13 protein-coding genes are annotated in these 13866 nt (G+C 70.3%); 10 read left to right on the top strand and 3 right to left on the bottom strand.

What is annotated here, in order from left to right:
* Positions 1-292 precede the first annotated feature (292 nt).
* The 5 genes from galU to MXD59_RS00045 all read left to right on the top strand — a co-directional run bounded on the left by galU (position 293) and on the right by MXD59_RS00045 (position 6454).
* The gene (gene galU / locus MXD59_RS00065) at positions 293-1222 is read left to right on the top strand and encodes a UTP--glucose-1-phosphate uridylyltransferase GalU (protein WP_248811404.1); all 930 of its coding nucleotides are present in this window, start codon (positions 293-295) and stop codon (positions 1220-1222) included.
* A 176-nt stretch (positions 1223-1398) separates the two neighbouring features.
* The gene (gene glp, locus MXD59_RS00060) at positions 1399-2688 is read left to right on the top strand and encodes a molybdotransferase-like divisome protein Glp (RefSeq protein ID WP_248822888.1); all 1290 of its coding nucleotides are present in this window, start codon (positions 1399-1401) and stop codon (positions 2686-2688) included.
* Entirely contained in the window at positions 2685-3779 is a 1095-nt protein-coding gene (gene moaCB, locus MXD59_RS00055) for a bifunctional molybdenum cofactor biosynthesis protein MoaC/MoaB (RefSeq protein ID WP_248822886.1), read from the top strand. Before glp ends, moaCB begins: the two co-directional genes overlap by 4 nt.
* A gap of 13 nt (positions 3780-3792) precedes the next feature.
* Positions 3793-4425 carry a GNAT family N-acetyltransferase gene (locus MXD59_RS00050; protein ID WP_248822883.1) on the top strand — a complete coding sequence of 211 codons (633 nt, stop codon included), beginning with the start codon at positions 3793-3795 and terminating at the stop codon, positions 4423-4425.
* Positions 4426-4987: 562 nt separating this feature from the next.
* Positions 4988-6454 carry a SepX/GlpR family protein gene (locus tag MXD59_RS00045; protein WP_248822880.1) on the top strand — a complete coding sequence of 489 codons (1467 nt, stop codon included), beginning with the start codon at positions 4988-4990 and terminating at the stop codon, positions 6452-6454.
* A gap of 73 nt (positions 6455-6527) precedes the next feature.
* Here the strand turns inward: MXD59_RS00045 and MXD59_RS00040 are convergent, their stop codons facing one another.
* Positions 6528-7325, bottom strand: coding sequence for a cyclase family protein (locus MXD59_RS00040; protein WP_248822878.1), 798 nt, complete (start codon positions 7323-7325; stop codon positions 6528-6530).
* Positions 7326-7423: 98 nt separating this feature from the next.
* Between MXD59_RS00040 and MXD59_RS00035 the strand changes: the two genes are divergently transcribed.
* The 4 genes from MXD59_RS00035 to MXD59_RS00020 all read left to right on the top strand — a co-directional run bounded on the left by MXD59_RS00035 (position 7424) and on the right by MXD59_RS00020 (position 11892).
* Positions 7424-8968 carry an MFS transporter gene (locus tag MXD59_RS00035; protein WP_248822875.1) on the top strand — a complete coding sequence of 515 codons (1545 nt, stop codon included), beginning with the start codon at positions 7424-7426 and terminating at the stop codon, positions 8966-8968.
* A gap of 204 nt (positions 8969-9172) precedes the next feature.
* On the top strand, positions 9173-9667 hold the full coding sequence (locus MXD59_RS00030) for a MarR family winged helix-turn-helix transcriptional regulator (RefSeq protein ID WP_248823212.1): 495 nt from the start codon (positions 9173-9175) through the stop codon (positions 9665-9667).
* 537 nt (positions 9668-10204) lie between these two features.
* The gene (locus MXD59_RS00025; RefSeq protein ID WP_248811396.1) at positions 10205-10771 is read left to right on the top strand and encodes a DUF4365 domain-containing protein; all 567 of its coding nucleotides are present in this window, start codon (positions 10205-10207) and stop codon (positions 10769-10771) included.
* Entirely contained in the window at positions 10768-11892 is a 1125-nt protein-coding gene (locus MXD59_RS00020) for a hypothetical protein (RefSeq protein ID WP_248822872.1), read from the top strand. Before MXD59_RS00025 ends, MXD59_RS00020 begins: the two co-directional genes overlap by 4 nt.
* A gap of 22 nt (positions 11893-11914) precedes the next feature.
* On the opposite strand, the gene MXD59_RS00015 is transcribed toward MXD59_RS00020, so the two are convergent.
* Positions 11915-12496, bottom strand: a complete 582-nt coding sequence (locus MXD59_RS00015) for a pyridoxamine 5'-phosphate oxidase family protein (protein ID WP_248822870.1) — start codon at positions 12494-12496, stop codon at positions 11915-11917.
* Between the two features lie 88 nt (positions 12497-12584).
* Here MXD59_RS00015 and MXD59_RS00010 point away from each other — a divergent pair, with 88 nt between their 5' ends.
* Positions 12585-13070, top strand: coding sequence for a winged helix-turn-helix transcriptional regulator (locus MXD59_RS00010; protein ID WP_248822867.1), 486 nt, complete (start codon positions 12585-12587; stop codon positions 13068-13070).
* Between the two features lie 174 nt (positions 13071-13244).
* Here MXD59_RS00010 and MXD59_RS00005 read toward each other — a convergent pair.
* The coding region (locus tag MXD59_RS00005) for a hypothetical protein (protein ID WP_248822864.1) at positions 13245-13866 on the bottom strand (622 nt) is incomplete at its 5' end.

The raw sequence follows: 13866 nt of genomic DNA, 5'->3' as shown, positions 1-13866 counted from the left end.
GCCGGCCCGGTCAGGTCACAGCGTCATCCCGGGCGCGATCCCGAGTGTTTGCCACATCACAGATCGATTCGTCACGGATCCGAGCCGGGCGGCGGTCGTCCGGTGGGCGGGCTCGGGTGCGCTCGGTGGGCCTGGGATGGGGGCACCTGGAGTTCTGGTGCCGGCGGGACATCGGGGTCGGGATGGCCGGCCAGGCGGAAACATCCGCCGGATGGATCGGCTGAGCTGTGTATTGCGTATGGAGGGCGGGCGCCGTCATGCCGGTGAACTGCAGCCCGGCTAAGGTCTGTCCATGCCAGTGACGAAGGCGGTAATTCCGGCTGCGGGTCTGGGGACCCGCTTCCTCCCGGCGACGAAGGCGGTGCCCAAGGAGATGCTGCCGGTTGTTGACCGGCCGGCCATCGAATACGTCGTCGAGGAGGCGTCGCGCGTGGGGCTGCGCGACGTCCTGTTGGTCACAAGTCGGAGCAAAAAGGCTGTCGAGGATCATTTCGACCGCGAGACGGAGATCGAGGCCGCGCTGGAGCGCAAGGGCGATGAAGTACGCCTGCGTCGGGTGCGGGCATCGGCCGAGCTCGCCGAGGTGCACTCGGTGCGTCAGCAGTCGCCACGCGGCCTCGGGCACGCCGTGCTGTGCGCGGCCGCGCACGTGGGCAACGAGCCGTTCGCCGTCCTGCTCGGCGACGATCTCATCGACGAGCGGGACCCGTTGCTGGCGGAGATGCTCGCCGTGCAGGAGCGTTTCGGTGGCAGTGTCATCGCGCTGATGGAGGTCCCACGCGAGCAGGTGTCGATGTACGGGGTCGCGACGGTGCGCCCGATCCCCAGCGGTCCGGATGATCGTTACGGCATCGTGCGGATCGAGGATCTGGTCGAGAAGCCTCCGATCGAGGAGGCGCCGAGCAACCTGGCGATCATCGGCCGCTACGTCCTCGCGCCGGAGATCTTCGACGTGTTGCGGGAGACCCCGCCGGGTCGCGGCGGCGAGATCCAGATCACCGACGCGCTGCGCACCCTGGCCCGTCGGGAGCAGGAGGACCCGGGCGCGGCACCCGTGCACGGGGTGGTGTTCACCGGCCGGCGCTACGACACCGGTGACCGGGTCGACTACCTCAAGGCGGTCATCCGGCTGGCGTGCGAACGGGCCGATCTCGGGCCCGAGCTGTACCCCTGGATCGAGGAGTATGTCGCCGCGGGCGGTCCCAAGAGCGGACTGTCCTGATTGCGGTCATTCATCCACTTGTCATCTTCCCGACAAGACTGATTGCATTCAGCTGAACCTTGACGGCCCGCTCGCGGGTCGGGAACGCCCCCGGAATCGGCCGGCGCGCGCTCCGTGGGCGCCGGCCGTGGCCGGTCCCACCGGGGATTCCGGTCGCACGGACGGGGGCGGACGCCATGACAACGGTGGACGAACACACAGCGCGCATCCTGGCGGCGGTCGCGCCGACCAGGCCGCGACGCGTCGATCTGGCCCACGCGCACGGTTGCGTGCTCGCCGCGGACGTGCGGGCCACGGTCGCCGTCCCCAGCTTCGACAACTCCGCGATGGACGGCTACGCCGTGCGCGCCGCCGACGTCGCTGACACCAGCGCGCAGACCCCCGTCGTCCTGCCCGTCGAGGCCGACATACCGGCCGGCCCGGGTATCCCGGTGCCGCTACGTCCCGGCGCCGCCGCCCGGATCATGACGGGCGCGCCGCTGCCGGCCGGGGCGGACGCGGTCGTCCAGCTGGAATGGACCGATGCCGGCCGGGAGGCGGTCGCCGTCCACCAGGCGCCCCGCCGTGGCCTGCACATCCGCCGGGTGGGGGAGGACGTCAAACCGGGCTCGCTCGTCCTGTCCGCCGGCACGATCCTCGGCTCGGCGCAGATCGGCCTGCTCGCGGCCGTGAACGTGGCCCGTCCACCGGTGTGTCCGCGGCCGCGGGTGGCGGTGCTGTCCACCGGCAGTGAACTCGTCGAGGTCGGCTCGCCGCCGCGGCCCGGGCAGATCGTCGACTCCAACAGCCACGCGATCGCCGCCGCGGTCCGCGAGTGCGGCGGGCTCGTGCGCCGGCTCGTGGGCGTGTCGGACGACGCGGACGCCTTCACCAAGTCCTTCTACGACGTGCTCGCCGAGGTCGACGCGGTGGTGACCACCGGCGGGGTCAGCGTCGGCGCGTACGACGTGGTCAAGGAGGTGCTGACCGGCGCCGGCAGCATGCGGTTCGACCATGTCGCGATGCAGCCCGGCCGGCCCCAGGGGTTCGGACTGATCGAGGGCGTTCCGGTGTTCACCCTGCCCGGCAACCCGGTGAGCGCCCTGGTGTCGTTCGACCTGTTCGTCCGCCCGGCGCTGGCCCGGCTGCGCGGTCTGCCCGCGACCGGCCTGCCGACCCTCGAAGTCACCGTGGGCACGGCGCTGCGTTCGTCCCCCGGGCGGCGCGCCTACATCCGGGTACGCCTGGACGGGCCCGGCCCGGATGGGCGGTACGGCCCCGGCGGACCGGTGGCCCATCCGGTCGCGGCCCAGGGCTCGCATCAGCTCACCTCGCTCGCCGCCGCGCAGGCTCTGCTGGTCGTGCCGGAGGAGGTCACCGAGGTCCCGGTCGGGTCCCGGCTCACCGCGTTGTTGCTTGGCGCGGATTCGGGGTCCATCCTCTCCGGCATGGGCTGGACGGATGCGGACGTGACGGACGACCGATGACGGGTTCCGGTCTCACGCATGTCGACGAGCGCGGCAGCGCCCGGATGGTCGATGTCGCGGCGAAGGACGTCACCGTCCGTACGGCCATGGCGACCGGCCTGCTGCTCGTCTCCGCCGAGGTGATCACCCTGCTGCGCGGCCCCGGGGTCGCCAAGGGGGACGCGCTGGGCACCGCCCGGATCGCCGGGATCATGGCGGCCAAGCGCACCCCGGACCTCGTCCCGCTGTGCCATCCGATCGCGCTGTCCGGGGTGACGGTGGAGCTCACCGTGCACGACGACGCCGTGGAGATCGTCGCGACCGTGCGCACCGCCGACCGGACCGGGGTGGAGATGGAGGCGCTGACCGCCGTCACCGTCGCCGCGCTGACCCTGCACGACATGGTCAAGGCGGTCGACCCCGGCGCGCAGCTCTCCGAGGTGCGGGTGCTGTCGAAGTCGGGCGGTCGCACCGGTGACTGGCAGGCCGCCGCGCCCCGCCACCGCGGCGCCGCCCCGCACTCACACCCCGACAGCGCCCCGAGGCCCCCCCTCGGCGCCGCTGGGCACCGGGCCGGGGCGGCGTCGACGAGTCGGCTGCCGGCGGGCGCCCGGGCGCGGGTCGTGACCGTGTCCGACCGGGCCCATCGCGGCGTCTACCAGGACCGGTCGGGGCCGCTGCTGGCCGACGGGCTGGCCGCGCTCGGCTTCCAGGTCGACCCGCCCACGGTGGTGCCCGACGAACGGGCCGACATCGAGACCGCGCTGCGTGCGGCGATCGCCGACGGCGTCGAACTGGTCGTCACCACCGGTGGCACCGGCCTTGGTGCCCGGGACGTCACCCCCGAGGCGACCGCGACCGTGCTGGAGCGCCCGGTTCCCGGCCTCGCCGAGGCGCTGCGTGCCGCCGGCCGCGACACGGTGCCCGCGGCGGCGCTGTCGCGCGGCCTGGTCGGTACGGCGGGCGACACCCTGGTGGTGAATCTCCCCGGTTCCACCGGTGGCGTCCGCGACGGCCTGGCCGTGCTCGCCGACGTCGTCGTCCACGCCGTCGCGCAACTCGGCGGTCAGGACGACCATCCGCGCCGGTACGGCGCCGAACCGGCCGGTTGAGAGGCGGGCGGTGGTGCGGGCACCGGGGTGGCCGGCGGTCCTGACCGAGGGACCGGTCGTCGTGCGGCCGTTGCGGCTGCGGGACGCGTCGAGCTGGGTGGAGGTCCGGCTGCGCAACGCCGACTGGCTGGCACCGTGGGAGGCGACTCCGCCGGGCCTGATGATGGTCCGTGAGACCTGGGACCAGCGGCAGACCATCGCCGTCTACCGGCAGATGTGGCACCGTCTGCGCCAGCAGGCCCGGGTCGGCGTGGCGTTGCCGTTCGCGGTGGTGGTCTCGGGCCGTCTGGTGGGCCAGGTGACCGTCGCGCCGGTCCTGCGGGGCGCTTTCAACAGCGCGCAGATCGGCTACTGGGTGGACAGCCAGTACGCCGGGCGCGGTATCACCCCGACTGCCATCGCGCTGATCGTCGATCACTGTTTCGGACCCGTCGGGCTGCATCGCGTCGAGGCGAACGTGCGTCCGGAGAACGCCGCGAGCCGACGGGTCCTCGCGAAGCTCGGCTTCCGCGAGGAGGGCCTGCACCGGCGCTATCTCACCATCGACGGTCACTACCGCGACCATCTCGGATTCGCGTTGACCACCGAGGACGTGCCCGAGGGTCTGGTCTGCCGTTGGCGGGAGAGCCACCTGCGCCAGCAGTAGCCGCCTCCACCCGATCGCTGATCGCTGATCTCTGGTCGCTGTCGCGATCGCGCGAGGATCCCCCGTCTGTGGGGATTCGCGTCGTTCTGGTCAAGGGGACCTTCTACCCCATCCTGGGGTAGCTGGACGGTGGATGGGGACCCACATCCGGGTAAGCCGGCGTGGGTGACGAGTTCCACTTCCGGCGTCGCGTGGGTGTCGGCAACCGGACCAGGGTCGCGCGCGGTCACCGGCTGGTGTCCTCGCACGCACTCCCGAGTGGATTCCCAGTGCCCGTCGACGGCCTCGTGCTTTACGGGAGTGCTTCCACATGTTTCGTTCTGATCTTCCCTGGGGCATCTGGTGTGATACACGATGGTGCCACGATGCGCACACACTGCATTGCGTATGCGACACGCGGGGTTCGGGTCGGTGACCACGTGGATTTCGCTCACTAGCGTTCAACCACGAAAACGCAATCCGCTGGTGTCGAGATGAGGCTCCGCATGGTCAGCACCGCCGCTCCCGCTGCGTCCGTCGCATCCGGCACGGTCCGCACGGCCGGCCTGGCGGTGATGGTCCGGTGAGCGCGTTGATCTGGGTCGCGATCGTCGCGGTCTGGGGCTTCGTGCTGATACCCATGTGGCTGCGCCGGCACGACACGCTCTCCGAACAGCGTTCCTCGGAGCGGTTCACCGGGGCGATGCGGGTGCTCTCCCGTCGCCCGTCCTCGCCGCACGACCTGACCGACGAGGACCTGATCGACCTGGCCAGCGACGACCTGGTCAGCGACGACCTGGCCGGTGACGGGTCGGCCAGCGATGGCCTCTCCGCCGGAGACGATCTCGCAGTCGCGGGCGACGAGCTGGCCCACGGCGGCCGAGACGTCCACCAGAGCCCGAACCCGCAGCGCCTCGACGTGGTGAAAGGAGCGGCCATGCCTCACGCCGACTCGACCGGCCCGCGCGCCGCCCGTCCCCTGGCCGCCCGCTCCACGACCCAGCCCCGCTCCACGACCCAGCCCCGCTCGGCGACCCAGTCCAGGGTCGCAGCCCAGACGCAGCTCGCCGCTGACCGGCGGATCAGCGCGGAGCGGGCCGCTCTCATGCGTACGCGTCGTCAGCGGCTGGCGGTGCTGGCCGTGCTGGTGCCGGTGACGGCGCTGCTCGCCGCGGTCCTCGGCGGCCTGTGGATCGGTCTGCAGCTGCTGGTCGACGTCGGCCTCGCGGCCTACGTCGTGCATCTGCGCCGCACGACGCGCCTGGAGCGTCGACTCGAGATCACCCGGGAGGCGATCGAGCGGCGCATCGAGGCCGAACGGATCGCCCGTGTCCGTCGACGCCCGGTCGGCGCCAGCTTCGCCTACCACGAGCGCACCGGCGACGAGGCGGACGAGGCCGACGAGCTCACCGAGGAGGAACTCGCCCACGCCCAGGCCGAGACCATCGACCTCGGCGCGCTGATGGGCGGGGTCCGCGGCGTCGGGGACGCATCGTCCGGCCACGGCCACAACTACAGCCACGATCACGAGTACGACCCGTACGCCGACGGCGACACCGACTGGGCCGACGAGTCCGTTCCGGCCGGCTTCGGTCAGGTCGAATACGCGCGGTCACCGAGCGCGCAGTCCGCTCACGCCGAGTCGCCGTACGAGGAGTCGGACTACCCGGAGTCGGCCTACGCGCGGGACGCCCAGGTGCGGGCCGCGCGTGGCCAGGGCGCGGAGGAGCCGGTCGGGTACGGCCAGGGCTGGTCCGGGCAGCCGGTCGAGGTCGAGCTCGAGGTGGGTGTCGAGGTCGCGGTGGACCTGGACGAGGCCGACGCGGTCGCCGTCCGCGCGGCATCGCGGCCGATCGGTCGGGCGGGTTCGCGACCCACGACCTCCCGTCCCGGTCGGGGCCAGCTCAACCCGCAGGGCACCCACGGCGGGCTCTTCCCCGCGACCGCCGACGCGCCCCCCGCGACCGGCGCCCACGGCCAGAGCGCCGACCCGGACGACCTGCCGTCCGACTACGAGCCGCTGCTGCACCGCCACGCGGTAGGTAGCTGACACGCGGTAGGTAGCTGACACGCGCGTCGCACCTCCCGGGTTCACCCGGGGGGTGACAGGCCGGCCCTCGGTGTCAGGGGGTTTCGCGCGCCCGGGTGGGGTCGCGTCGAGGTGCGCCGAGCCGGGCGACGGCGCGCACGGGGGCGCCGTCCGTCCCGGCCAGTGGCAGCGGGAACAGGAACATCTCGATCGGGCGGCCCAGCCGGGCGGCCGTCACCAGCCGGTCCAGCCCGGTGAGGTTCTCGACGATCACCGCGCCGGCCCCGCACAGGACCCGGTGCGCCGCCAGCCCGTCCGAGGAAGCCGCCAGCCCGTCCGAGGAAGCGGCCAGCCCGTCCGAGGAGGGGGATGGGTCGACGCTGGCGGCGTCGATACCGATGGTGCGGATGCCGGCGTCGACGAGGGCCTGGGCGGTGGCGGCGGCCAGGTAGGGATGGTCGAGGTAGCTGGGGTGCCCGAAGCGGGTCGACCAGCCGGTGACGATCAGGACGATGTCCCCGGGGCGCAGGTCGGCGGGCAGGATCGACGGCGGCAGGGGCGTCCGAGGGGCGAGGCCGCGGGCGTCGACGGGTAGGGCGGGGCCGGTGAAGCGCTCCAGCGGGATCTGGTCCAGGCGGGGCAGGGCGTCGTCGATGTGCCAGGGGGCGTCCACGTGGGTGCCGGTCTGTGAGCCCAGGTGCAGTCGCTGCACGTTGGCGCCGTCCGTGGCCGCCCGCAGCGCGGGTACCACCGTGACCGGCGGATCGCCAGGGTAGACCGGCATGCCGTCGACGATCGGCACCGACAGGTCGATCAGTTCACCGCTGCTCAGGGCGAACCTCCAGCCAGGGAAGGGAGGGGCGGTGGTGACGTCAGGAGTGACATCGGACACCAGGAGTGACGTAGGCGACGGGGGAGACCTGGACAACAGAACCTTGGTGGGGGAGATGCATGTATGTAGCATGCATGTAGGCCGACGAAGGGAAGAACATGTCTCCAGGCGTACGGATCTCCAAGGTTCCACCGGCGGTGTCGGTGGCGGCGCTGTGCCTCGGCGGGATGACCGCCGCGCTCTCCCAGACGCTCGTCATCCCCATCCAGTCCGACCTGCCTGACCTGCTCGGCACCTCGGCGTCCAGCGCCGCCTGGGTGGTGACGGTGACGCTGCTGGCCGCCGCGGTCGCCATGGTGGTCGCGGGGCGCCTGGCGGACCTGTTCGGCAAGCAGCGGGTGCTGGTGGCCAGCGCCGCGACGCTCGTCGTCGGCTCGCTGGTGTGCGCCATGTCCAGCTCGATTCTGCCGATGCTGACCGGTCGGGCGTTGCAGGGGCTGGGGATGGGCTTCATCCCGGTCGGTATCTCGCTGATCAGGGAGATCACGCCGCCGAAGATGGCGGCGACGTCGCTGGCCGCGATGAGCGCCACGCTCGGTGTCGGTGGTGCCATCGGTCTGCCGCTGGCCGCCTGGATCGTCAACAGCCTCAACTGGCACGCCCTGTTCTGGGTGTCGGCCGGGATCGCGGGGCTGGTGCTGCTGGCCAGCGTGTTCGCGGTGCCGCACGTGCGGGACTCGCACGGCGGAAGCATGGACATCGGCGGCGCGCTGGGGCTCGCCGCGGGTCTGGTCGCCTTCCTGGTCGGTATCTCCAAGGGCAACGACTGGGGCTGGGCGTCCGTGAACACCCTGGGCGCGATCATCGGCGGGGTGGTCATCCTGGTCGCCTGGGGCGCCTACGAGCTGCGCCAGGCCGAGCCGCTGGTCGACCTGCGGGCGACCGCGAAGCGGCCGGTGCTGATGACCAACATCGCGGCCGTCGCTGTCGGGTTCGGCATGATGGCGCAGTCCATCGTCGTCCCGCAGCTGCTGCAGCTGCCGAAGGCCACCGGTTTCGGGCTCGGCCAGTCGGTGCTCGCTGCCGGGCTGTGGATGGCGCCCGGTGGGCTGATGATGCTGCTGTTCGCCCCGGTGTCCAGCAAGCTGATCGCCACCCTCGGCGCCCGGATCACCCTGATGACCGGGGCGACCGTGCTGGCGTTCGGCTACGTCATCGCCGCCCTGTGGATGGACGCGTCCTGGCAGCTGCTGCTGGTCTCCTGCGTGGCGTCCGCCGGTGTCGGCATCGGCTACGCCGCGATGCCCACCCTCATCATGGACGCGACGCCGCCGGCGGAGGCCGGTGCCGCGGTGGGCCTGAACGCGCTGAGCCGTTCGGTCGGCGCGACCCTCGCCGCCGCCCTGATGGGCACCCTGCTCGCCAGCAACACGATCACTCTGGGCAACACCCAGGTGCCCGACCAGGACGCGTTCCGGCTCTGCTTCATCGTCGGTGCCGTCGCCGCCCTGCTGGGTGCGGGCCTGGCCACCTTCATCAGTGCCCGTCGCCCGGCCCGCTCCACCGACATCGTCTCCGGCGGCTCCCCGCAGAACGGCATCGGCGGTCCGGCGGCCGTCTCCCTGATCGACCCGCAGGACGCCCCGTTCGCCCCGGCGGCCCGGACGTCCGACGACACGTCCACCGTCACCACCAAGGTGTGAGACCCCGCCCGGCCGGGTCCGGGCGACGAAACAGATCGGGCACGCCTCGGAGCGGTTCATCGGCCGCCAGCTCCGGGGCGTGTCCGACGGACGACCCACCCGCGTGGTGGCCGTCCGTGGCAGGATTTCGGTCCCGCGGGCTGGCGGTGGAGATGGGCCCGTCGTGGCCCCCCGGGACCTGGTTTGGACGAGGTGAGATCGGTGATGGAGCAGCTGGACGGGAAACCGGTGGGCAGCGAGCCGGACGAGGACGATTTGTTGCGGGCCATCGCCCGTGAGGTGCTGCGGCTGAGCCGCCGACGGATCATGACGCCGGAGGGTTCGACCCTGGACCGGTCGATGTTCCGCATCCTGTGGGCCCTGGCCGAGTCGGGTCCGTGCACGATGGCGGACCTCGAATGCACGCTGCATCTGGAGCAGTCGACGGTGAGCCGTCAGGTGAAGAACGCGATCGGTCGCGGCCTGGTCGAATCGCACATGCCGCCCGGCTCGCGGCGCCGGGTGTTCCAGGCGACCAGCGAAGGCGCGCGCATCTACCAGCAGGAGGCCGCCTTACAGTCGGACGTCTTCAAGAAGGCGCTCGCCGAGTTCGGCCCGTCCCGCTTCCACGCCTTCACCTCCGAACTGACCGCGCTCAACGACGCGCTCGACCATGCGGCCAACGCCGCGGACCCCGCCACCTCCCACGACTTCCGGTAGGGGAAGCCGCGGAAGATGGCGGGACGTGGTCAGCCGGCGTTCACGGCGCTGACCACACGCACCGAACTGACCGCGGGCACTGAATCGCCTTCTTCCTTCTCGTGACCGAGTACGCCACCCTGCCCGGTATCGGACCCGCGTCACGGCAGCACGAAGGAACCCACCGTGCGGCATGCCGATTTTCGGACTGGGTCCGGGGTGCGCTGATGTCGGGCTTCAGCACTGCCGGTTGACCAGGTCAGGATGACGCGCCCATGCGGTCAGCAATGTGACGCAAAGGGACATCAGGGAACCAGGGAAGCGCGCCGGACCGGGCGGCTCCTGGGAGTCGTACCGAGGACCCGAGCGTCCCCGCGCCTTTTTCGTGCTCTTCGTCAGGCATCTGCGGCTACTCGTGCGGCCTGACCTGCGGATCGTCTCGCGTGACGGTTCCAGCCGTGGCTGCCGGGTTGGATCCTCGGCAGGGCTCGTGGCGTCCGATCACCTCTTGCCACGTATGGTGGTGATCTGCCGGCGTTGGGTGGCCGAGGGGGTTGCGTGGCGGGGGAGCGTGCCGCTCCGAATCAGTGGCCAGCTATGTGGACACCGTCGGGCATCCCCTACGGGTCGCTCCATGCTTCGGAGTGCAAGCAGGCGTTCAGCCTCGCCTTCACCCACGCGATCGCGGCTGCGGCGCGGTGCACGATCTCCGATCTGAGATCCGACGTCGAGACGATCGACTACACCGTGCGACAGGTCGCCCACCACCGTCGCTACAGCTCGTCGGTGGTGGATGTGCAGATGAAGTGCACATCGCAGGACGTTCTCCGGGAAGATGGTGTGCACTGGGAACTGTCAGGTGCCCACTACAACAAGCTACAGGACCCGAGGACCTATAACCGAAAAATACTTGTTGTCCTTGTTGTTCCTGGAGATCCCGTCGACTGGCTGGCAACCGAGAAGGATCGCATGATCCTCAATGGCTCGGCCTTCTGGACCTGCATCGAAGGCAGCGGTCCGACCTCGGGATCCACCAAAACGGTGGTACTGCCCCGGAAAAATGTCTACAATGTAGAGCAGCTTCTGGGAATTCTTTATCGGATAGGGAGCGGAGGGAAGCCGTGAGCGTCGACTCGACGACGATCGAAGACCTTCCTTCGCTTGACGTGGATCCAGGCGAAATTGAATCCTTCTTGCTGGTCAACGGGTGGCAGCGGGTCGCGCACAGCCTCGGTGTGAGCGCCATCTGGGAAAACACCGCGCTGGATTCGAGCGTGATGGTCCCTTATGATTCAGAATATCGGGATTTCGGGATGCGGGTCAGGGATGCGCTTCGGACGATATCCCTGGTGCACGGCATCGAACGCACCGCGCTGCCGCTTCGAATTCTGAGCGCGCGAAGCGACATCGTTCTCCTGCGGGCGGACCAGCTCACCCCAGGTGATTCGATTCCGCTGAGTGAGGCAAAGGTCCTGGTGGACGGGATCTCGCGCATGATGCTGGTCGCCGCGTGCAGCGCGATCAGGCCAAGGCCGGCGCATCCGGGTAGAAGACCCGGAGCCGCGACGGATTTCGTGGCCAACGATCTCCGGCTCGGCCACACGATTCGAGGTAGTTTCGTGCTACCTGTTTTTGTTCGTCATGAAGGCGCTGTGGAAGATTCCAGCGCTGATCCTGCTTCTGGTCCGGTTGTTTTCTCGCGCCGAGTCGTCGAGACCCTCGCCAGCGGTCTGGAAGCAACGCGGGAACTTCTGGATCCGCAGGGCAGCATCACGCTCGACGACGCGGTGGAGCGAGGTGCCAGCGCGGAGATGGTGGAGGCGGTCGGCGCGATGGGCGGGCAGGAAGGGGTCCGTGCGCTGGAACTGCGGTTTGTCCTTTCGGGATCCATACCCGCCGGTTCGGATACGCCGAGTCGTATCGAAGTTCCGCGGCCCCAGGCCGACCAGGTGGAGAAAATTGTCGGCCTTCTCAGAAGAAGGCCGACCGAAGCTCAGGGTCGAGTCGTCGGCCAGGTGGTCCGTCTGGAGCGGGCGGGCAATGACGACGGCGGCACGGCGGTGATTGACGGATACCTGGGAAGATCCCGACGTCGGGTCAGAGTGAACCTTTCGGGCGACTCCTACCGGCTGGCGATCCGTGCCCACGAGGAGCGAGCCCCGGTGGTGGCCACCGGAGAGGTCTCGCTCGTCGGCCGCTCCTGGTATCTCACCGGTGACACGGACGTCCAGGTCCGCACGGTCTAGCCTTCTGGTGGTTTCCCCGGTCTTATTCGGGTGTTTCTTGCTGGTCGATGCCGCCCTGGGCGCTGGGCCTGCGTCCGGCGAAGTCGAGTAGGCCGACCCAGGTCGGCCGCAGTGCGATGCGGGCCTGGACCGTGCCGGGGGCGTCGACCTGGCTGAGCATGCCGGCAGCCGCCTGCGGCCCGAGGTAGCGGTGCGCCGCCGCGACGTACTCGGGTGCGAGGCCGTCCACCTCGGTGATCTCGACCTGGCCGCGCAGGCTGAGCGACTCGGGTGGGAAGCCCTCGGTGTCGATGGTGACGGCGGCGCCCGGCCGGTGCCGCAGCGCGGCCAGCCGCTTCGCGGGATGGCTGATGGCGGGACCGTCGACGTAGGTGACCGTCACCAGCTCCTCGCCGGTCCAGTGGAACCAGGTCGGCACCACGCGGGGCGTGCCGTCGAGGGCGACATAGGCGAACCGTGCGGGGATCGTCGACGCCAGCAGGCGCTGGGCGGCAGGAGTGTCGAGCAGGGCGAGGTCGCCCTGCCGCGGCGCGGCGGCGGTGGCTGACACGCGCACGCCCGTGGGCGTGGGCGTGGGTATGGCGTTGTCGTGCGGCTGGCTCATCATCAGCATCCCTTCATTCAGTTTCCTGACGGAACGGACGCTAGCACGGGTGGTTCCTTCAGGGAACTCATGGACGTAGGATGACGTCGTGCAACGCACCCAGTTCTCCGATCGGGCCTGCTCGATCGCGCGCACCCTCGACCTGATCGGCGAGCCCTGGTCGCCGCTGATCCTGCGCGACGTGATGGTCGGCATCCGCCGCTTCGACCAGATCCAGGCCGAACTCGGCATCTCCCGCAAGGTTCTCGCCGAACGGCTGAAATGGCTGGTCGAGTGCGGTGTCCTCGCCCGCAGCGAGTACTCGGCCCGGCCCAGGCGGTACGAGTACGTGCTCACCGCCGAGGGGGTCGACCTGTGCGACGTCCTGATCGCCATGGCCCGCTTCGGCGACCGGTGGCTCGCCGGGTCGGCCGGCCCGCCCGTTCTCTACCAGCACCGGCCATGCGGCCACATCGCGCCCGCCGCCCCCCGCTGTGAGCGGTGCGGCGAGCCCATCCGCGCCGACACGATCGACGTGCTGCCCGGTCCCGGCGCCTCCCCGGCGGTGGATGCCGGGGTCAGCCCGAGCATCTGACCCAGCTGTGCTGGTCGGCGGACGACCTCCTACCGCGGAATCCGGCCGAGCGCTCGCGCCTGCTTCCGTAGCGGCAGGGATATCACGTGCCATTCGGCGTCTGGAGATCGCTGGCGCCGGCCAGGACTTCTACCAGGTGATCGATGTTGATTTCATCAGATGACGTATCCGGGCCTAAGGAACATCGCTGGCCAGTAGTGGGGCGTAAGCAGCACCGACACCTTCGGTGATGGCGGTGGCGAGTAGTTGGCGGTGCGCCTCAATCCGCGGCTCGTGCGGAAATCTCAGACCGATCTCGTCGAGGGCGACCACGCCCGCCGGGCCGAGCAGGTCACGATGGCTCTCCAGGTAGGCAGCGGACTCCCGGATGGTCGGAGCATTCAGCCAGTCGACCACCTGTCGCAGAACAGCGTCGGGCAGCACCAGCCAGCCCGGATAGCCACCGGGATGTACCGCAGTCCAAAACTGGTCAAAGCTGGCTGGGTTCGCACTCAACAGTTCCCGCAGCATGCCGTGCACCTCAGCGAGGGCCTCGGGGGCATCCTCGCCATCGAGGATTTCCAGCGCGGCGATCGCATCAGCTGCGCGCCGAGGGAAAGGGCGTTCTGTGACAGCAGCCCGACGGCACAGCAGAAACCCTTGTCCCCACCTCACCGGAAACTCGGAGATCAACCCGGCGGCCAGATCTTCCCCATCCTGCCCCACCTCCGACAGGCGGTTCGCCAGGTTGTTCAGCGATGCGGCGAGGTCGGGGAGGTAGGCGTCGGGGCTGTCGGCGGCCAGCTGCCGGCGGAGG

It is taken from the genome of Frankia umida, assembly GCF_023242945.1.
Lineage (GTDB): Bacteria > Actinomycetota > Actinomycetes > Frankiales > Frankiaceae > Frankia > Frankia umida.
This window is presented reverse-complemented; position numbering and strand designations above follow the sequence as displayed.